20 protein-coding genes are annotated in these 20339 nt (G+C 40.5%); 7 read left to right on the top strand and 13 right to left on the bottom strand.

Annotation, left to right across the window (positions count from 1 at the left end):
- The 9 genes from nifW to BV375_RS03490 all read right to left on the bottom strand — a co-directional run bounded on the left by nifW (window position 1) and on the right by BV375_RS03490 (window position 6964).
- Window positions 1-318 (bottom strand): nitrogenase-stabilizing/protective protein NifW, encoded by a 318-nt coding sequence (nifW, locus tag BV375_RS03530; RefSeq protein ID WP_086757322.1) that lies wholly within the window; start codon window positions 316-318, stop codon window positions 1-3.
- Complete coding sequence (locus BV375_RS03525) at window positions 315-533, bottom strand: CCE_0567 family metalloprotein (protein WP_208095435.1); 219 nt, start codon at window positions 531-533, stop codon at window positions 315-317. The genes nifW and BV375_RS03525 overlap by 4 nt, the downstream gene beginning before the upstream one ends.
- 87 nt (window positions 534-620) lie before the next feature.
- Window positions 621-1097: a NifX-associated nitrogen fixation protein gene (locus tag BV375_RS03520; protein ID WP_086757320.1), complete on the bottom strand. Its 477-nt coding sequence runs from the start codon at window positions 1095-1097 to the stop codon at window positions 621-623.
- On the bottom strand, window positions 1094-1507 hold the full coding sequence (gene nifX / locus BV375_RS03515) for a nitrogen fixation protein NifX (RefSeq protein ID WP_208095432.1): 414 nt from the start codon (window positions 1505-1507) through the stop codon (window positions 1094-1096). The genes BV375_RS03520 and nifX overlap by 4 nt, the downstream gene beginning before the upstream one ends.
- A 212-nt stretch (window positions 1508-1719) precedes the next feature.
- Window positions 1720-3039, bottom strand: a complete 1320-nt coding sequence (gene nifN / locus BV375_RS03510; RefSeq protein WP_086757316.1) for a nitrogenase iron-molybdenum cofactor biosynthesis protein NifN — start codon at window positions 3037-3039, stop codon at window positions 1720-1722.
- Window positions 3039-4463, bottom strand: coding sequence for a nitrogenase iron-molybdenum cofactor biosynthesis protein NifE (gene nifE / locus BV375_RS03505; RefSeq protein ID WP_086757314.1), 1425 nt, complete (start codon window positions 4461-4463; stop codon window positions 3039-3041). Before nifE ends, nifN begins: the two co-directional genes overlap by 1 nt.
- Window positions 4464-4599: 136 nt before the next feature.
- Window positions 4600-4950 carry a Mo-dependent nitrogenase C-terminal domain-containing protein gene (locus tag BV375_RS03500; protein WP_086757312.1) on the bottom strand — a complete coding sequence of 117 codons (351 nt, stop codon included), beginning with the start codon at window positions 4948-4950 and terminating at the stop codon, window positions 4600-4602.
- 95 nt (window positions 4951-5045) lie between these two features.
- Window positions 5046-6581 (bottom strand): nitrogenase molybdenum-iron protein subunit beta, encoded by a 1536-nt coding sequence (gene nifK / locus BV375_RS03495; protein WP_086757310.1) that lies wholly within the window; start codon window positions 6579-6581, stop codon window positions 5046-5048.
- Between the two features lie 224 nt (window positions 6582-6805).
- Window positions 6806-6964 (bottom strand): nitrogenase molybdenum-iron protein subunit alpha, encoded by a 159-nt coding sequence (locus BV375_RS03490; protein ID WP_086757308.1) that lies wholly within the window; start codon window positions 6962-6964, stop codon window positions 6806-6808.
- Between the two features lie 104 nt (window positions 6965-7068).
- Between BV375_RS03490 and BV375_RS03485 the strand changes: the two genes are divergently transcribed.
- The 3 genes from BV375_RS03485 to BV375_RS38000 all read left to right on the top strand — a co-directional run bounded on the left by BV375_RS03485 (window position 7069) and on the right by BV375_RS38000 (window position 10802).
- Window positions 7069-8487, top strand: a complete 1419-nt coding sequence (locus tag BV375_RS03485; protein ID WP_208099041.1) for a site-specific integrase — start codon at window positions 7069-7071, stop codon at window positions 8485-8487.
- A 121-nt stretch (window positions 8488-8608) separates the two neighbouring features.
- A complete protein-coding gene (locus tag BV375_RS38005; RefSeq protein ID WP_243713835.1) occupies window positions 8609-9919 on the top strand; it encodes a DNA methyltransferase in 1311 nt (436 codons plus the stop codon).
- A gap of 4 nt (window positions 9920-9923) precedes the next feature.
- Window positions 9924-10802 carry a hypothetical protein gene (locus BV375_RS38000; protein WP_243713834.1) on the top strand — a complete coding sequence of 293 codons (879 nt, stop codon included), beginning with the start codon at window positions 9924-9926 and terminating at the stop codon, window positions 10800-10802.
- 129 nt (window positions 10803-10931) lie between these two features.
- On the opposite strand, the gene BV375_RS03475 is transcribed toward BV375_RS38000, so the two are convergent.
- Entirely contained in the window at window positions 10932-11573 is a 642-nt protein-coding gene (locus tag BV375_RS03475) for a viroplasmin family protein (protein ID WP_086757306.1), read from the bottom strand.
- Between the two features lie 109 nt (window positions 11574-11682).
- Complete coding sequence (locus BV375_RS03470; RefSeq protein ID WP_086757304.1) at window positions 11683-13521, bottom strand: MASE1 domain-containing protein; 1839 nt, start codon at window positions 13519-13521, stop codon at window positions 11683-11685.
- Window positions 13522-13836: 315 nt separating this feature from the next.
- Here BV375_RS03470 and BV375_RS03465 point away from each other — a divergent pair, with 315 nt between their 5' ends.
- Together BV375_RS03465 and BV375_RS03460 are read left to right on the top strand one after the other, a co-directional pair.
- Window positions 13837-14556: a dienelactone hydrolase family protein gene (locus tag BV375_RS03465; protein ID WP_086757302.1), complete on the top strand. Its 720-nt coding sequence runs from the start codon at window positions 13837-13839 to the stop codon at window positions 14554-14556.
- A 268-nt stretch (window positions 14557-14824) separates the two neighbouring features.
- The gene (locus tag BV375_RS03460) at window positions 14825-15490 is read left to right on the top strand and encodes a hypothetical protein (RefSeq protein ID WP_086757300.1); all 666 of its coding nucleotides are present in this window, start codon (window positions 14825-14827) and stop codon (window positions 15488-15490) included.
- Between the two features lie 727 nt (window positions 15491-16217).
- Here BV375_RS03460 and BV375_RS36495 read toward each other — a convergent pair.
- Complete coding sequence (locus BV375_RS36495; RefSeq protein ID WP_166507360.1) at window positions 16218-17036, bottom strand: pentapeptide repeat-containing protein; 819 nt, start codon at window positions 17034-17036, stop codon at window positions 16218-16220.
- 375 nt (window positions 17037-17411) lie between these two features.
- Here BV375_RS36495 and BV375_RS03450 point away from each other — a divergent pair, with 375 nt between their 5' ends.
- On the top strand, window positions 17412-17990 hold the full coding sequence (locus BV375_RS03450) for a hypothetical protein (RefSeq protein WP_086757298.1): 579 nt from the start codon (window positions 17412-17414) through the stop codon (window positions 17988-17990).
- 224 nt (window positions 17991-18214) lie between these two features.
- Window positions 18215-19279, top strand: a complete 1065-nt coding sequence (locus tag BV375_RS03445) for a radical SAM protein (protein ID WP_086757297.1) — start codon at window positions 18215-18217, stop codon at window positions 19277-19279.
- Window positions 19280-19605: 326 nt separating this feature from the next.
- Here BV375_RS03445 and BV375_RS03440 read toward each other — a convergent pair whose 3' ends face one another.
- Window positions 19606-20262: a TraX family protein gene (locus BV375_RS03440; protein WP_086757296.1), complete on the bottom strand. Its 657-nt coding sequence runs from the start codon at window positions 20260-20262 to the stop codon at window positions 19606-19608.
- Window positions 20263-20339: the final 77 nt, after the last annotated feature.

The raw sequence follows: 20339 nt of genomic DNA, 5'->3' as shown, positions 1-20339 counted from the left end.
CTAATCAGAAGTGATTTCTGTCAGCTTGACTACATTTTTTTGCTTATCGTTAAACACCTTAAACAGCTTTTGTTCTTGGGGTGTAGATTCGATAAATACTTCATAAGCTTTTTGCAAAGCTATGGCATATTGATTGAGTTTTTCTTCTGCATTTAAATCAGGATAATTCTCATCAACTTCTCTCATGTATTGGGAGAATTTCTTCAAAATATGTAGACGATTTACATTCACAAATTTTTGGTCGTAGGGCAGGTTAAAAAACAGAAAAAATTCCTCTGCATCTACGAGTAGCTTAAACTCATCAATAGTTCTGCTCATGAACCCTTCTCCAATTTTTTTAGCTGTTTCTTAAGTTCATCTAATTGTCGATAGATTTCATAAGTTTCAGCTGCAACATCCGTGAGTTTCTCAAAGTCTGTTGGTAATCCCTCTGCTAAGTCATGCAAATCCATTTTCATTTGACCTGCCTTACTATTAAGGCGTCTGATCTTACCTTTTAGCTCTTCAATACTTTGATTTTTTGCTTGCACCATCCGCCTCTCCTTATTAAAAAGTACTGAGTAACGAGTGCTGAGTTCTAAGCTCTTGACTCACGACTCAGGACTCATAACTCAGAACTATTAGAGCTTGCCAACTTCGGGAAAGCGTTTTGCTAAATCAACGCCTTTTTCTATGAGCTTGACTCCCTCTTCTGCAACTTTTTCTAAAGAATCAAAGCCAAAGCGATGAGCATCACGTAAAGTTCTCGCAACTAACAAAAGACGACCAGAGAAGACAAGTACCCAGCCAAATCCTTCATGGCTTAAATCAACTACGACTTGGGAGATTAAACCTGTTTCCTGTTCAATACAAGCAGCCACAGCCCTGTAAAATCCCATAATCCGAGCCTGAGTGATCGGATCTACTTCACCTTCAACAGAAATCTCGCGTTTCTTTTGTTTGGTGACAACATAGGGTTTGAGAATCAATTCATCCGACCAATTCCGATAAACACCATAAGTATCCTGTCCTCGGATTTGTTGCACTATGGCTTTGAGGAAAGATGAGTTTAAAACTGTAGAACTGGTAGTTCCATTAACACTATTATCTAAGCTCATACCGTTGCTTCATTTTCTACTTCATCTACAAATACTGTGTCTTTTTGCTTTAAAGCTTTACGCAACCAAGGTGGAGGATTACCTTTGAGTGTTTGGACTAATTTAGTTAACATTTCAGCGATTTTTTCTTCTTCTGATCGCGCTTTAATTGGGGTAACGCCTTTTTTAATTAAACGAGCAGCAGCACTACCACCAATTGCGACAACATAAACAATTGTGCAATCACCTATCGCTTCAAGTTTAGGCGTGATTTTATCTTCGTTACCATCTTCTTTGAGATCGCCCTCAAAGTTTAAAGTCTCAACAAATGAATATCCCTGATCTGAGACTTCATACACATCAATTTGTCTGGCCCATCCGAAGTGAGCATTAATATGAACTCGGTCACTTGTCGTGAAGGCAATTTTCATGTTTATTTGTCCTTTGTCATTTGTTTTTGGTCATTTGTTATTTGTCTTTTGTCATTTGTGTTAAATGCACTAAATGTTTTACGTATGAACCGCCCAGGAAGAGAGGGTGATGATTAAGTGCAAGTTTAGAGAAAATTAGTATTAGTAATTACTAATAGCTAAAAACTCATAACAACCAATGACTAATGACCAATGACAAATGACAATACCGATTACCAATCTCCGTGAAAGTGTTTAACTCTTTCTTCTTCTGCTTCTAAAAAGAGGTTGCCAATACCAAATAAAAGCTCCATTGTGCCTCTGTAGCCAACTTTGGTAAACTGACCATTACCTAAGCGATCGTAAATGGGCAGACCCAAACGATAGAGAGGAATGGAAAGGCGTTTGGCGATCGCACCGACGTTAGAATTGCCAATCAGCAAGTCAGAGCCGGCTGCTAGTTCTTCAAAGTCTTCTAAATCACCGATGGTTACGCTTTTGATTGGGAGTTGTTCTAAAAGAGGCGATCGCGTTGTTGTCACCGCAGCATGAATTTGCGCTCCCATTGATTGCAGGAAATGCACTGCTGACCACAACAAATCTGGTTCTAAGGCTAAGGATACGCGTTTAGCACCAAAGTAAAAGTGAGTATCTAACATTGCATCTTGCAACTGGCGACGTTGGCGGCGATATTTTTCTGGTACGCTGTTACCGCTAAGAATTGCCAACGCGTGTAGAAACTCATCTACAGGCTCTAATCCTGTCAGTTGACCAAAGAGTTCATAGGGAATGCCAAACCGTTCTTGCAGAATCCGCGCTGCACCGCGCATACTTTCACCAAGTGCGATCGTGAAGGCAGAACCGCCAACTTCCCGCAGTTGAGCGACAGTTGTACCGCTAGCTGTTACAGCACTATATGAATCTTCCAGGTGTCCATCTAAGGAAGCACTTAGATCGGGGACAACGATCGGAACTAGCCCAAAGCTAGTCACCATCTCCTTGATTTCCTGTACATCCCCTGGCGTAAAAGACGAACCCGCCAAGATGGTTACTTGTTCAATTCTGGTTGCACAAAGCCGGGGAACTTCTTTAACTATGCTTTCCACCGCCACAGCAAAACCATCTTGTAAAGCACCTTTAAAATCAGGTGTGGGTGCAAATACAATCGGTAGACGATCCAATTCTGGGTGGCGATCGCGGATATCCTTAAGAAAACGTTCTATGTCATCGCCTCTAGTTTCTGTTAACCCAGTACTACATAGACCGATAATTTCTGGCTGGGATTTCTCTACCAGAGTAAGAATTGCTTGTTCCACATTTTCTTCACCACCTAAGATGGTAGTGACTTCAGTCATGGCTGTAGTTGCTAAGGGAATCGCCTCTCGGAAATGCCTTACTAATACGACTTTGGCAAAGGCAGTACAACCTTGAGAACCGTGAAACAAGGGAATCATTCCCTTTAATCCCAAGAAGGCTAAAGATGCACCCAAAGCTTGGCTTTGTTTGAGGGGATTAACCGTCAGTGGTTTGTTAGGAGCAGTAACGATCGCCATTAGCTAACCTCTTCTACTAAGCCGATTTCATCAGAGGCAGTGAATATCCCTGTTTCCTCATCCCAAGGTGCAGGCTTGCGGATTTGTTCCCAAATTGGGCTGTAGAGAGCTTCATACAGTTCTCGTGCCATTTCTACCATTCCTACATAACCAGCATAGGGATGGTGGCGTTCTTGGTTAATGTCGAGGAAAGGAATGCGGGCTTTGAGGGCTGTATATTGGTTACGACCCCCAGCAATTAACATATCGGCGTTGGTGTCTTTAACCAGTTGCAGCAGTTCTTTGGCATTGCCTTTTTCTAGCATGATGCCATCGTTACCAATTAACTTCTTAATCTTGGCTTTGTCTTCTTCTGTACTTTTTCTCGTGCTAGTGGCGACAACTTCTATGCCTAAGTCTTTAGCTGCGGAGATAATTGACCAACTCTTCACACCGCCAGTATACAAGACAACGCGCTTACCCTTGAGGCGGGCACGATAGGGAGCTAGAGCTAAATCTAGGGCAGCAGTTTCTTCGGCAATGAGCTTTTCTGTGCGCTCTTGTAAATCAGCATCTCCTAATTTAGCGGCAATGTTCCGCAGACAGCGGTTCATGTCATCAATGCCGTAGAAAGACTCTTCAATATAAGGAATGCCGTAACGCTCCTCCATCTTTCTCGCCATGTTGAGCAATGCGCGTGAGCAGATCATCACATTCAGCTTGGCACGGTGAGCGTAAGTAATTTCTTGATAGCGAGCATCACCTGTAATTTTTGATAACACGCGGATGCCCAATTTTTCCAACAGTGGTGTCACTCCCCACATTTCGCCGGCGATGTTATACTCACCGATTAAGTTTATATCGTAGGGTGTTGTGTATTCTGGTTCTGCTGTACCAACTACATATTCCAGCAACGCTTCACCGCCAAAGCGGTTACCTAGATTTTTACTACCAATAAATCCAGGAGCAATTACCGGAATCACTGGAGTGCCAATTTTTTGAGTAGCAGTTTTGCAAACAGCATCGATATCATCACCAATCAAGGCAGTCACGCAGGTAGCGTAGACAAATACGGCTGCTGGATTGTAGCGTTTGTGTATTTCTAGGATGGCTTTGTAGAGCTTCTTTTCGCCACCAAAAATCACATCATTTTCACTCAAGTCAGTGGTAAACCCCGTTTTGTAGAGCAGGGGGCCAGAAGAGAGACTACCACGACTACCCCAGGAATTTCCAGCACAGGCGATCGGGCCGTGGACTAAGTGAGCCGCATCAGTAATTGGCACTAGAGCAATCATTGCGCCATCAAAAGCACAACCCCCTTGAGCCGCGCCTGGTTGCGCTTGTTGAGTACAAGACTTGTTTTTCTTTTCGCTCTGTTTGTGCTGATTATGTTCGCATCCTGGCTCACTAAGCAGCTCGTTAATTTTGCCTTGGGTGATTTTCATCTCTCTTCTCTTGCTGAATGGCAGTTATTAATTCTTCTTTGTCCTTTGTCATTTGTTCTTTGAATAACTAATGAACAATGACTTTTGAATCTTGACTCTTGACTAGTGGTAATGAGTAATGAGTAGCGATTAATTTTTAACAAATATATTTCGTGACATCCTCTCCACATTCATCCGCAAGGTAAGAGAGAGCACGAAAACGCAACATAACAAACTCGTCATACAGTGGATTGAGTTTGCACAGCGCTGGAATATGGTAAGTCCGCCCAAATAATTTAAGATTACGCTCAAAGGGGCAACAGCAAGGTATTACTTGACAAATTAAATGAGCAAAGCGGGCATTTTTTACCGCAATACTATCTACCAAACGACGCAAAGGATTCAGGATATCAAAAGAACCAGAGCGTTTATAGTTAGGTGGATGATAGTTAGGTTGGGGATGAGAGTGAGGGTGAGAATGGGAGTGATTGTGAGTGATAGTTTCCATAATCAATACTTCAAGTACGAGGAAAAAGTAAAAAGTAAAAAAGATATATCTTTTTACTTTTTACTTTTTAGACACGTCGCGAGTGAATCTGATTCTTAACGAATCAAGTCGTAGGAAATGTCTGTCTTAGAAGGAATGTTGGTGTTGTGATCGATTTCCTCGAAGATTGTATTAACAACCCAGGTGAGGAGGTTGATTACACCTTGGTAACCGATGGTGCTGTAGCGGTGCAGGTGGTGGCGGTCCATGATGGGATAGCCAATTCTTACGAGGGGAACCTTACAATCGCGCCACAGGTACTTACCGTAAGAGTTACCGATTAACAAATCTACTGGTTCGGTGAACAACAGAGAACGCAAGTGCCACAAATCTTTACCACCCCAGATTTTAGCTTCCTTACCGAAGGGGCTAGAATCTAGCAATGCTTGAAGTTCTTTTTCAAACACTTCATTGGAGTTGTGAACCACAATATGTACAGGTTCAGCACCCATTTCCAGCATAAAGCCAACTACGCTGTAAACTAAATCTGGGTCGCCGTAGATAGCAAAGCGCTTACCATGAACCCATGAATGGGAGTCAGTCATCGCATCAACTGCGCGACCACGTTCGATTTCAAGTTCTTCAGGAATTGGTTTACCAGTCAGTTCGCTGAGTTTGAGCAGGAACTCATCAGTAGCCTTGATTCCCCAAGGACGAGCAACTACAACATCTTGCTTCCACTCTTTGGCGATGTACTCGCGGGTTTTGGGAGTAGAGTGAGCTTGCAAAACAACTGTAGCTTTAGCATTAATTGCATCAGCTGCATCTTCTAGCTTGGTACCGCCTGGGTACATATCAAATTCACCTGTGTTAGGTGCATCTAGATAGTCGCTGTTATCTGACAGAATTGTGTAGTCAATGCCGAACAGAGAAGCGATGCGTTTTACTTCCCGGAGATTGCCAACGTAAGTGTCAAAACCAGAGATGAAGTTGATTTTGCCATTGCTAGCTGATTTCTGCTTACCTGCGGTTAAGGTAGACAGAATACCCTTCATCATGTTGTCGTAGCCAGTGATGTGGGAACCAACAAAGCTAGGAGTGTGAGCAAAAGGTACTGGGAAATCTTGAGGAACTGAACCGGATTTTTTAGCAGTACCAATAAAAGCCTGCAAGTCATCTCCAATTACCTCAGCCATACAGGTGGTGCAGACTGCAATCATCTTGGGCTTGTAAAGTTGGTAAGAGTTTGCCAAGCCATCAATCATGTTTTGCAAACCACCGAACACCGCTGCGTCTTCAGTCATGGAAGAAGAAACGCCAGAGAATGGTTCTTTGTAGTGACGGGTTAAGTGGGTACGGAAGTAAGCAACGCAACCTTGAGAACCTTGAACGAAGGGTAAAGTACCTTCAAAGCCAACAGCAGCGAACATAGCGCCTAAAGGTTGGCAACCTTTAGCAGGGTTAACGGTCAAAGCTTCACGAGCGAAGTTCTTTTCACGATAATCCCAACTTTTGGTCCATTCTGCAACCCGTTTTACTTCTTCGGGGTCGTGACCGTTTTCAAACTCTTTCTTGTTCTGGAATAATTGTTGGTATTCCGGTTGGTGAAACAGTTCTACGTGATCTTGAATTTTATCTGGATTCTGAGGCATTTGTTGGATCTCCAAGCTGACTGAATTCGTGACTGGTCAAACAATGAGCATTTTTTGTGGTTCAGGTAACGAGAGTTGCGGGTGGGAAGTGGAAATATAATTCAAAACTCAAAATGCAAAACACAAAATTCCCAACTTTGAATTTTTAATTTTGAATCTTGGATTCCCAAATCCCCCCTGGGGTTTTAGCCCCAGGCCCCTACTAATCTCTCTGTTCCATTTCCCTAAACGGCAGCTTTAGCTTTAGCTTCAGCTTTCTTGCTCCAAGGAGCGCCAATTAGACCCCAGGTTGGGCTGTTGAGTGCCAAATCCATGTCGCGGGCGAAGATGGCAAACCCGTCATAACCGTGATAAGGACCGGAGTAATCCTTTTTATGGTTCAATACCTTTTAGTAGCCTAATGTTCGTAGCAATCAATGTCAGTTTCAAACATTGTTCGCCCAGAACACATTTATTTTTAGGCTAAATATAGGCTAAAAATACCGCGATGCATAACCAGGGTCAAGACAAATATCAACAAGCTTTTGCAGACTTGGAGCCTGTTTCGTCTACCGATGGCAGTTTCCTTGGCTCAAGTATGCAAGCACAGCAGCAAAGAGAACACATGAGAACAAAAGTACTGCAAGAGCTAGAGAAAGTTAATCTGCGTTTGAAGTCTGCAAAGACAAAGGTGACAATTAGGGAATCGAATGGAAGTCTGCAATTACGGGCAACGTTACCAATTAAACCAGGAGATTCCGACAAAAATAGCACTGGAAGAAAGCAATACAATCTCAGTTTAAATATTCCCGCCAACTTAGATGGACTCAAGACAGCGGAGGAAGAAGCCTACGAATTAGGTAAGTTAATTGCTCGTAAAACCTTTGAATGGAATGATAAATATTTAGGAAACGAAGCAATTAAAAAAGAATTTAAAACAATAGGAGAATTACTCAAACAATTTGAAGAAGAATATTTTAAAACACATAAAAGAACTACAAAAAGCGAACATACTTTTTTTTATTACTTTTCTCGAACCCAGCGATTCACAAATTCTCAAGATTTAGCAACTGCCGATAATTTGATAAATTCAATTGAAATCATCCATAAAGAATGGGCTAAATATAATGCAGCCAGAGCTATATCTGCATTTTGCCAAACCTTCAAAATCGAAATAGATTTATCTAAATATTCTAAAATGCCCGATCGCAATTCCCGGAACATCCCAACCGATGCCGAAATAGCCACAGGAATTGCTAAATTTGCAGATTATCTGAATATCAGAGGTAATCAAGTAAATCAAGAAGTTAAAGATAGCTGGCAGCTTTGGCGCTGGACTTATGGAATGTTAGCAGTTTTTGGTTTACGTCCACGAGAATTATTTATTAATCCTGATATTGATTGGTGGTTAAGCCAGGAAAATGTAGATTTGACATGGAAAGTTGATAAAGATTGTAAGACTGGAGAAAGGCAAGCATTACCATTACATAAACAATGGATTGAAGAATTTGATTTAATAAATCCGAAGTATTTAGAAATGCTGGCAACAGCTATTAGTAAAAAAGATAAGAATAATCATGCAGAAATAACGGCATTAACACAACGAGTTAGTTGGTGGTTTCGTAAAATTGGATTAGATTTTAAGCCCTATGATTTACGTCATGCTTGGGCAATTCGGGCGCATATTTTGGGAATACCAATAAAAGCGGCGGCAGATAATTTGGGGCATAGCGTGCAAGTTCATACCCAAACTTATCAGCGTTGGTTCTCGCTGGATATGCGGAAGTTGGCGATTAATCAAGCTTTGAGTAAACGAGATGAGGTTGAATTGATTAGGGAAGAAAATGCAAAGTTGTGGATGGAGAATGAAAAATTGAAGCTGGAGATTGAGAAGTTGAAAATGGAGTTAGTTTATAAGCGGAGTTAAAATTGATGTGGTGCAATCGCCAGTTTGATGAACATTCTCGATCGGGATGAAGGTTGGTAAATAAGCTATTAGGGTAAGATGTCATAGTTCTCTATCGAGAGTATTGGACTCATGAAGCTCAATGACTAAGCATTCTCAGCTTCTCAATTTAGTACCTGAATCGCACGATAATGCTCAACTAAGAGCGATTAATGAGAGGACAGGTACTTTCACCGACAACATGAAATTGCCTATCCATAGATGGTTTCGCTATTCTGCGGGATTTTCCGCAGATTGGGTTGAAAGTGTAATTACACAATTGGCACCTGAAAATATTCTCGATCCATTTGTCGGCTCTGGTACTGTCTGTATTGCTGCTGATAAGCTTGGTGTAAATTCTTATGGAATTGAAGCGCATCCTTTTGTTTATAGACTGGCGAAGGGAAAGCTTGCATGGGTAGTAGATATTGATGAGTTTTTGGCAGCAGTTAGCACAATTAAGTATTTTGCTGCAAATCTTCAGCCAAAGCTACCAGAAAAGATTCCAGTATTATTAAGAAAATGCTACACAGATGAGACATTAATAAACCTCTTCAAAATTAGACAAGCTTATCTTGAAATAGCTCCATCTTTACCTGAAAAATTACAATCTCTCATTTTTCTAGCGATTTCTGCTACCCTACGAGCATCAAGTCATGTAGGTACAGCACAGTGGCAGTATATTCTCCCTAATAAGCGTAAAGCTAAAGTTTATGACCCATTTGAGGCACTGGAAAGGCAGGTTGATTTGATGCAAAAAGATATGTATCAAATGCAATCTATTACTCAATTAAGCCGAGCTAATCTCATTCAAGATGATGCTAGAACTTTAAAAACTATTCCGGATAATTTAATAGACTTAATAATCACTTCTCCCCCTTATGCAAATAACTATGATTATGCAGATGCTACACGTCTGGAAATGACTTTTTGGGGTGAGGTTGATTCTTGGGGTGGTTTACACGAAATAGTTCGTAAATTCCTGATTCGTTCAAGTTCACAACATGTTTCAAAGGAGCGGCTTAGCTTAGATGATTTGATAGCTGAATCAATTCTTAATCCAATTCGAGATGAGTTACTACCTATATGTCAAGAACTAGAAAATATTCGCGGAACGAAGAGCGGAAATAAAGCATATCATACTATGATTGCCGCTTATTTTGTTGATATGGGATTTGTATTCCATGCCCTGTGCCGAGTTGCAACCTCTGATTGCAAAGTTTGCTTTGTAGTAGGAGATTCGGCTCCTTATGGAGTATATGTTCCGGTTGAGCAGTTGCTTGGTAAACTGGCTATTGCAGCAGGGTTTGATTTCTGGTCTTTTGAGGAGATTAGACAGCGTAACATTAAGTGGAAAAACAGAAAACACAATGTTCCGCTGCATGAAGGAAGACTTTGGATAGATAGAAGGTAAATTTATGGCACAATCTCCATCACACAAGTTTGGGCAAGATTTAGGCAAACTTCTTGAGGATATTGTGCTTGACGATATCCTTAAACCTCGACTGCAACAGTTTGCACAAACCAAAAATTACTACCTCGATTGGCAGCGATCGCGTTCAGCAAGAAGTGGTAAAAAAGTTACTTGGGAAGACAAATATGGAAATAAGCATGATTTAGATTTTGTAATTGAGATTGATGGTACAGATGATCAGCTTGGTAGACCTGTTGCATTTATCGAGTCCGCATGGCGGAGATATACAAAACACTCAAAAAATAAAGCTCAAGAAATTCAAGGTGCCATACTACCTATTATTGAACTGCATCATTTGTCAGCACCATTTTATGGCGCAGTGTTGGCTGGAGATTTCACGAAACCAGCTTTAGATCAACTAAGAAACAATGGATTTGCAATTATCTATATTCCTTATAAAGATGTGGTAGCAACATTTAAAGAAATTGATTTTGATGTTGCATTTAATGAAGAAACACCGGACGAAAGTTATACCAAAGCCTCAAAGAGGCTAGCTAGCCTAACTAGTTTAGACAAGGAGAAACTTCGACAGGCTTTGATGCGTGTTTCCAAACAAGAAGTCGATCAATTTATGGATACGCTCAGAAATTGCCTTGATCGTTATATTGCCAAAATAATTCTGATTCCGCTTTTTGGTGCAAAATATGAGTTTCAGAGCATTGATGATGCACTTACAGAGCTAAATACACTTGACATCGATAATGCAAGTGGTAATTTTGATAGGTTTGAAGTCATCATTGATTATAGTAACAACGACACAATTCGAGCAACTTTCCAGAACAAGACTTTGCTTGCAGACTTCTTGAGAAAGCTAGAAAGTTAAAATCAGCCTAACAACCGCTTTGCAGCAGATGGAACAAATACAGCGATGATGCAAAGGTGATCTACCGCAGTTATGCTATACCGTTGACAGTGAGAGCGATCGCCTTACTTTCAACTGCTACAATTTAATTTACTTGCGACCAAAATCGGCAGGAATTTCGCCCCAGTCAAGAGTATTCCATTTCAAAATAGGATTTACGTACTCGTTATTTTTTAGCCAATTCAATGCTCTTTCCACTAAATTAAATATCTCCTGATTGCTTGTATCTTGTATCAATGTTGTCCGCACTTTCTTATTACTTACCCAAATAATGGCTGTCTCTGAATCAGAATAAATAGGTAAATCGCTTCCTTGCTTTTTCAGATGAGCTAGGGCATGAACGATCGCTAAAAATTCTCCCAAATTATTTGTACCGTTTTGCATGGGACGCTTGTGAAAAATCACCTCTCGTGTTGCTGTATACATACCTCTATATTCAACATCGCCAGGATTGCCAATACATGAAGCATCAACACAAACACTATCCAGAATTAACTCAGTGGCAGGGATAATTTTCTCTGTTATTTCCTGCCATTTCATTCCATCCTCGTTAATTGGCAGAATTGATAGTTGCTCAATCATTCCTAATGCTTCTTCTGCCTCACGTCTGGTTTTAAAAGACTTATATACTGCTCCACTAAAACCTTTTATTTGCTTTTCGCATTCTGCCCAACTGGTAAATATACCTGTTTCCCTACCATGCAAGACTGCGTAATACTTCTTGGATGCCATATTATTTCACTGTATTCTTCCAAGAATAGGATTCCCATTTTTAGTTTACGCCGCTAAAGGCGATCGCTTCCCTCACACAACCAGCGTTCCACAATGCAACAACACAAAATTAAACCTGGCTATGAACTCTTTGCTGAAGGGGAATCTGGATGATAAACTCTGTTCCTTCGTTAGGATTTGAGCGACAATCTAGTTTACCATTATGGTTTTCTGTAATAATTTGATAACTGATGGACATCCCCATCCCGGTTCCTTTGCCAATTGGTTTGGTGGTAAAGAAGGGATCAAATATGCGTTGCTGAATATTTTGGGGAATACCGATTCCGTTGTCTGCGATCGCAATTTCTAACCAAGTTGCATCAACCACATTTGTGCGAATCGTAATTTGATGCGGATCATCGTGAATTTTGCGTTCTTCTAAGGCATCAATTGCATTTACCAGAATATTCATAAATACCTGGTTAAGTTGTCCAGCATAACATTCTACTAAGGGTAGAGTACCGTAGTCTTTAATTACTTCTATTTCTGGTCGTTGTAATGTGGATTTGAGGCGGTGTTGCAAAATCATCAGGGTGCTGTCGATACCTGCGTGAATATCAACGTCTTTAAATTCAGCTTCGTCCATGCGCGAGAAGTTGCGTAGGGATAACACAATCTGCCGAATGCGATCAGTACCCAATTTCATGGAAGACAACATCTTCGGTAAGTCTTCTTGCAAAAACTCTAAATCCAGATCCTCGGCGGCGGAGAGAATTTCTGGGGGAGGATCGGAATTATACTGCTGATGTAACTCCACAAACGCTAATAAATTTTTAGTATACTCCTGCACATGGGCAAGGTTACCGTGAATAAAATTGACTGGATTATTAATTTCGTGGGCTACACCTGCTACCAATTGCCCCAAACTTGACATTTTTTCTTTCTGAACAAGCTGCGCCTGGGTAGTCTGAAGCTCTTGTAGAGTCTGCATAAGTTCAGCAGTTCGATGCTCGACGCGATGTTCTAGCTCATTGTTGGCTTGCTCTAATTGGGTGGCGGAAGTCCGATTTTCTTGCATCGCTGCCGACAAAATTAATGTGACAATGGTCAATGCGCTCATAAAAGATTGCAGGAGCATCAGGGAAGTACCAACTGAGTCTTTGGCAAAAGACCCAAATCCTTTAGATGTACCCACAATTGCAATGATTGCCATGACGATAATTAAAAGTGTGGTTTGCCATTGTTCCAACCGAAAAGCAGCCCACAGCAATGGCAGCACCATCATATACTCTACTGGGTTGTTGCTCCCAAAGGCTGCACATCCAATTCCTATTAACAGTGCTAAGGCTAGAACAAATTCGGTCTGTGACTTGCGTTGCGATCGCTGACGAGTGCGAAGGTGATGAAACAATGTTACTAATGCAGGAGCAATAATTAACATACTCACATCAGTGCTAATAAACCACCCCAGCCAAACCATCCGAATGTTGTCCCAGTTTGAAATGCCGACAATACACTGCGTTGTAGCTCCAATTAAAGCTGTGAAGGGTGTAAAGGGAAGCAGAAAAGCAATAAATTTTATAGCATCTTGGGCGCGATTAAATGGGTAGCGTAGTGGAATGTAACGAGCAACTAAGGTAGTAATAATTACTGGATCAATCGTGTTAAGGGACGCAACTACAAAAGAAGCAGGTGTATTGAAAAATAACGCCCGGCTAACAATAAAGTCGCAAAGCAATAAGACAATCCAAAAACGCCGTCCAAATAACAGTATTATTGCCAAAAACACGCCAGATGAAGGCCAAATTGCAGTTGAGCCATCGGAAAATGTAACCGCTGTTGCTAACTTGGCTAAGGCAAAATGAACGGGGAGTAGGATACAAAACCCTATGAATAGATTGCGATGCCTGCGGTGGGCTTCGCCTACACACCGAAGACGGATTTTTGGAAAGAGTTGTGTTGGGAACATCTATAATCTCAAAGCTAGCTTTAAGTATTGGTCTTTTTAACATTCCCGCTCTTGGCGCTTTATTAACGAGCTACAATTTTTTGCTATTGTCAGAACCGTATTTTTAGTAATTTTTTTTACAAATTATAACTAATCACGGATTCTGATTATTACGGAGAGCGAAGGCATCTCTTGCATCAGGTGCGTTGCGCTACTTTGAAATCTACCTGTAAAGAGTTAGGGCGATCGCTCATCTGTTTGGAAAAACAGTCAGAATAGATACATTCCCTAACTGTTCTAACAGCAGATTAAAATCGCAGTGGCGGAGGTAATGACGTGCAAATCGAACAGACAGAGGTGATGATTCGTACTCCCGATGGACAAATGCCCGCTTGGTTGTGTACATCTACTGAGAGTGAACGCCAGCCAGCCGTCATCTTGTTGATGGAAGCATTTGGTTTAACATCGCACATTCGAGATGTAGCAGGCCGAATTGCCCAGGAAGGTTACGTGGTTCTGGCACCAGATTTGTACTATCGTGAGTTGCCAAACAACAAGTTTGGATACGATGAAGTTGAACAAGCGCACGCTATGATGTATCGCCTCGACTTCGGCAAGCCCATTGAGGAAGATATTAGGGCAGCGTTAGCTTATGTAAAATCACGTAAAGATGTGTATCCAGATAAAGTAGGCGTCACTGGGTTCTGCTTAGGAGGTGGTTTGACTTTTTTCACAGCCTGCAATTTATCGGCAGAGATTGCGGCGGCGGCTCCCTTCTATGGCATGGTTCTGGATGAGTGGATTGTAGCGGTGAAAAACATTACAGTGCCAGTTTACTTGTTCTTTGGCGGTAAAGATCCATTCATTCCAGGCGATCGCGTTAGACAAATCGAGTCTCGCTTCCAAGAACTTGGCAAAGAATATACCTTGAAAGTTTATCCTGATGCGGATCATGGTTTTTTCTGTAATGAGCGTTCTTCCTACAATCCTTTAGCTGCTGAAGATGCTTGGCGTGAGCTGACACAGTTTTTCCATAAACACCTCCAGGAGAGTTGATGGATAAAAAATTTTGTAGTCAAAACTGAAGTCCTGACTACAAAATCATCAACATGAAAGCGATCGCATTCCTCGCATACGGTGGTTACGCTACGCAATTACTTTAAATCTACCTTTTAAGAGTTTATGCGTGTTCATGAGATTTGGATTCCATAAATAATAAATACTATTAATTAAGTAATATTACGTAGGCACTATTCTTCGTTCTGCTGGTTAAAATTGTGAGATCATTTGTAGTTTGAGATTGGACGGGAGAGATAATTGTTACATGGCTCTTTCTGAAAAGATTGTTGAATTAGTTATTGATAAAATCTTGGTTGGTGGCATTGTTTTGGTAGCAGGCTACTGGCTTAACGAGAGATTTGAGATATTTAAGAATGAAACTAATGAAAAATATCACCAAAGGCAACTAATTGCTGAACTAGAGCATCAACAGCAGCAACAAATCTCTGAATTAGAGAATCAGATTGCTATAGCTCGGTATAATGCAGAGCTTGAGTTTATCGAAAGACAAATATCTGAGTTTTACTGGCCTATATACTTGAGGCTGGAAAAAGATAATGTAATGTGGAAGCGAATAAAATCTTTGAGTTCTGAACAAAATGTTTTACCTGAAGCCGTAAGTGTGGCTATAGAAAAAGAATTTATTCTTAAAAATCATCAAGAAATAGTTGAGATTGTAGAATCTAAAATTCATCTAGCAGAAAATGCAGCTAATAGCAAGGATTTGATAAATGAGTTATTAAGATATATCAAACATGTTGCAGTATACAAAACAATTCGTTCTGTAAAAGAGCTACAAAGATTTAATCCTATTGATATGAATGAGCCATTTCCTGAAAAGCTTTTTCCATTGATTGAAAGTAACTTTCGGGGGTTACAAAACAGGTATGAGTATCTTAAGAATATTAAATTTGGAGAATTCAATAAATAAAATTACTTGCGCTTGGCGATCGCTATAATAAATCAGCCTAAATAGTTAGACTCCTCTTATACCATTTCACAAAAAATATGATGTAGATGTAGGTTGGGTTGAGGAACGAAACCCAACATTCCAAAGTTTTTTAATTGTTGGGTTTCACTCAGTTCAACCCAACCTACTAGCACTACTAGCGCGGCAAGTCTAAAATGTTGGGTTGAATCATCAGAGACTATTTTTATTGTTTGGGATTTTCTAGATTTTTTGAACCCAACGTTTTACGGTTGACGCGCTACTACATTTATTTTCTCTGTCCAAAGTGACGGAAGAGCGTTAGACTCCTCTTAACTCGAGAAACTGATTAATTGCGTTCACAATAGTTTGGCACTGTGATCGTAGGTGACGGGTGATTTTTGTTCCTATTAAGCCGAAAATTGCTCGTTGACAGGTTATTTTGCTCGATTTAGTTCGCTAGCAATCTAAGATGGTGAGGTTGCTTGTCACGACAGCTATCCCAAATCCAATAGCAACAAAAGGGATACTAAACCTCGTCCATTTTGAAACCTGGAGTAGTGCGGGACGGAAAGCCTGCTACTACCATTCGGGAGCAATATGCTCCCACTACTTTTAAAACAATGGTTCTCAAAATAGATGTGGTTTAAATAATACTCCCCAGAGCCATTGCCGATTATGGTTTTCAAACTTTAATGTGGTTGATGTTTGCACAATAATATTCATCTATTCATGTTATGAATTGAGTTAGTACCTGTTCCAATTCATCCAGTTGAAAATTACCCTCAGCAGGTTGGCGATTTTGCTGTGCTGGTTCCAGATAAAGGTATTTACAATAAACATTTGTAAATTGGGTATGGGGTTTAATCACCCATTTAAAAATACAGACTCCTGTCAACACAGCAAGAGAAAAATCTGTATTTTCTACTTCAGAATAACTAAAGTTAGCATTGGTTAAGTTAGCTTTTTTAAAAGATGTTCCGGGATAGCTCTGAATAGATTGGATCAGCCATTTAAAAATTCGGTAGGTCACGATCGCAGAAACGATCGTCATCAGTAAAAAGAAAAATCCTTGAGCACCAGAGCCATCACCAAAGCCAGAGAAACTAACAAAAGCCAGTCCGACTGTGAGCGTTAGCATTACGGTAAATAGTGTAGCAATCGCTCCAATACTAAAGAAATTCGTGGCTTGGGTAAAGTGGAAGGTGATACTATCTCTGAGGAAAATCTCAGCCAAGAAAGCTAATACTGGGAGCGCACCGAATAAGAAATTCATGGCGCGATCGCTCAAAAATACACTTAATATATGCACGAAGATGATACTGGAGCCGAATAAAACAACTGGACTGGCTATAGTGCCAGCAATTAGCATATTTACTTGGCGGCTGCTCTGTCCGGTTTTAACCTGCTGAAACTTTGTCCCAATTAAGGTTGCTCCTGTAAAATTGCACCCCCGCAAATCTGAACCACTAAAATCTGCCCCAGACAAGTCCTGTCCTTTGAAAGAGCAATTGTGCAATATCTGGTTGGTATAGTTCAGGTTGGTCATTTTGTGATGGCTTTATAAGAATAAATGGCTACAGTGCGATCGCGGTTCTTGCAGCTTAGATCGATGTTAAAAAACCCCGGATTTTTTCACCCACAATGTTAACCACTTCTACCTGCCAGTGACTACGGTCTCCTATGAAGTTATTTTGATTACTTAAAAGCACAACATTATCTTTATCGTATGAAAATCTGTTAAAGCGAACGTAATGCAGAAAGTTACTAGCGGTCATTTAAATTTGGCAGACTGAAGATAGATAAATGCGATCGCATCCCAACACCCAACCAATACAAGGAATTTGATAGGATTAACGAAGTGAGCGATCGCTTATGACCAAACTTAGGCGATCACTGTCTTCAGCAGATTTGCAAAAACACTATGGCAAAGCGGAAAAAAAGCAATCTCCAGTGGATTAAAGAAACGCTTGAACTAAAACCTGACCATCGCTGGGAATCGCCATCAGGCTACAAAATTTTTGTAGCAGATCGGGGGGCTGTTCGCTTCAACGTTCCCCAAGATTGGGTTTTTGAGCCACAAGAAAAATCGTTCAAGTTCCTTGATAAAAAACCTCCCAACGATGATTGCTGCTTGGAAGTATCTTTCAATCGACTACCACCCAATGACTGGAGCCAGTTTCCGCTAAAACCCACTTTGAAGAAAGTCATAGAAGAAGACGATCGCAACGTCATTGAGAAGGGAGAAATATTTATCGTCAAGCGTCAAACAGCTAGAATAGTGTGGACAGAGATTAAGTTTATCGATACTCAAGCAGAGCCACGGGAAGCTTATTCGCGGACTTGCATTGGTTTGGGGTCGAATGTTCAATGCTTGATTACATTCGATTATTGGGCAGATCAAGCAGAGCAGCTAATACCGATTTGGGATGAAGTTATGCGTAGTCTCACACTAGGTCTGTATATCCGCGATCCGATGACTGGTGTGGCTTTCCCAGACTAAACCCCAAGAAATTAATATTGTAGGATGCGTTGTCGCCAAGCGCAAAGCATTGTCATTATTTCAAATATCTAACGCTGCGATCGCTGATTAAATTTGAAATCCTCAGTTAGGTAAACAACTCCGCAGTTCATAAAACTCCATGCGGAGCTAATTTTATGTGATTATTCTTGCTTGTAGAGTATTTTTGGATTAAAGTTATTGCTCAAAAGAGCAGCAAATCTGGCATGAAAAGCTATTTCTCACCTTATCAACCACCATACACTTTTTTGGAGAAACTAGTTCGCTATGGCACTATTCTGCGTGCTATGGCTGGAGTTTTAAAGATAACCATTGGCTCAAAGTATTTTAACTTACCCGAAAAAACATTTGGTGCTTCTGTTGAGGTGACAGATCGGTGTAATGCTGGATGTCACTATTGCTACGTTTACAAACCAGAGTGGGATCAGAAAAAACGGATACAAGGTTATCTGGAACTATCTCCTCAAGAGCATCGGCTTAAAGAAGAGAAGATTTTTAAAACCTTAGAGAAATTGCACAATAGAGGAATCGTACAGGTTACGCTTGTTGGTGGAGAAACAGCCTTGGCTCCAAAAGCAGTACAAAGAGCAGCTGAATTATTCCCTATTGTGTGGGTAGTTACGAACGGAGCAGCAAAGCTTCCAACCCTACCTCATTCTGCATCTATAGCTGTAAGTGTCGATGGTCCGCCTGAATACCATAATCGTTCTAGAGATCCTCTAGGTTTTTTCTCTGAGCATCGCTATGGTGAGTTAACAGGTATGAGTGCAGCAATTGTACGCAACATTAACCTCTCAGAAAGAGGTGCTTTTGTCCACATAACTTTAACAAAAGCTGCGATTGCTCTATTTAAAGAAACAGTTGACTGGCTCGTTAGAGATGTCAAAAAATTACGTGGGATTGTTGTCTCTGGCGCAGCAACCAAAGATAAAGCAAATCCAGCCACACTCAGCATTCAAGATCGTAAGTTAATCAATCAAATGATTAATGATCTAACAGATCAGTATGGTTGGGATTTATTTCCCTTGAACCAACCAAAAGTTAACCAATTTTTATTTGAAGAGAAAAACATCATTTACAATGCCTCAAACTGTACTGTAGCCAGAAGAGTTGAAAGTTTAGACTTCAATGGAGAAGTAGTTGGTAAGTGCGTCTTAAGAGATGAAACTCTATGTGAAACTTGCGTTTGCAACATCACAGGTTTAATGCGAGCAGCTTCCCAATTTGATTTAGCTACTTTACAAGGATTGGTGCGCACATCATTTGGTTAGCATATTATACTAATTTATAATTTTTAACTCTTACTTACGAAAGTTCATCTATTCAGATTTCTAAGTTTGTAATTGTTACTGATTTTTAGAAAATTGGTATTATTAATCCGCATGATAATTAAGTTCTGACTATAGGACTCGTACTTGATTTTTGAACAAAACTCACTACAACTTTATTCCTTGTTTTCTGTTCCCCGTTCCCTGTTCCTTGTTCCCTCTCCTACAAGTGATTCAGGAATTAAATCAGATTCCTATAGTACTTAAAAATAATAAATGAAAACACTATTGAGAGCATCCCACTTTCTACCTCTGAGGTTATTGCTGAATCAGTCCCAATTGAAAGGTAAAGAGTAACGAATTATACCTATTATCAGCAAGTGAACTGGGTAGAACAAATAGAACCATCTAGCCCGTGGACCTTGTTGACCATTAAACTGAAAGACAATCAAACCTGCAAAAATTGCCAAACTTTGAACTATAGATCGCACAGATAGGGTTAGTAAAACAAGGTGAAAAATGCACCAGTAGAGTGACCATATTTTGGGCTTCAGTTTGTTGGTTAAGGACATCAAGAAAATCACTCCAATCCCGTATGCTCCATAGTCGCAGCTTAAAACCTCAGCGACGGCTGCACAAACTCCAGCAATAATTAATTGCTGCCATAATTGCGGACAACGCTTTGCTAGGCGCAGCATCACAAGTCCAATCAAAAGCGTGAAGAGAATGTTGAGTGAGAGGTCAAGGAAAACAATACTAAAGATTGGCTGGGATATGATGGCTGTAATCAACAGCCTGATTCCATAGCGGTAGGCATTGCGAGTGTGTTTTTCGCCTTCAGTTAGAAGCCATGCAAACAGGGGAAAACTCAATCGCCCAAAATAGTGCAAAATTAGTAAATCTGGCATTAGTACATAGCACACATGATCCATGAGCATGAACACTGCTGCCAAGATTTTAATGTTGAAAGCTGAAAGTTTAATCACGAAGTATCTTCAACAGATCGCTTACTTTGTTTTAATCTATCTACAATTAAGTTAGCAATTTACTTCTATCTATTAAC

Origin of the sequence: Nostoc sp. 106C (genome assembly GCF_002154725.1) — a bacterium.
Classification (GTDB): Bacteria; Cyanobacteriota; Cyanobacteriia; order Cyanobacteriales; family Nostocaceae; genus Aulosira.
The sequence above is the reverse complement of the archived record's forward strand: the minus strand, read 5'-3'. Positions and strand labels throughout refer to the sequence as shown.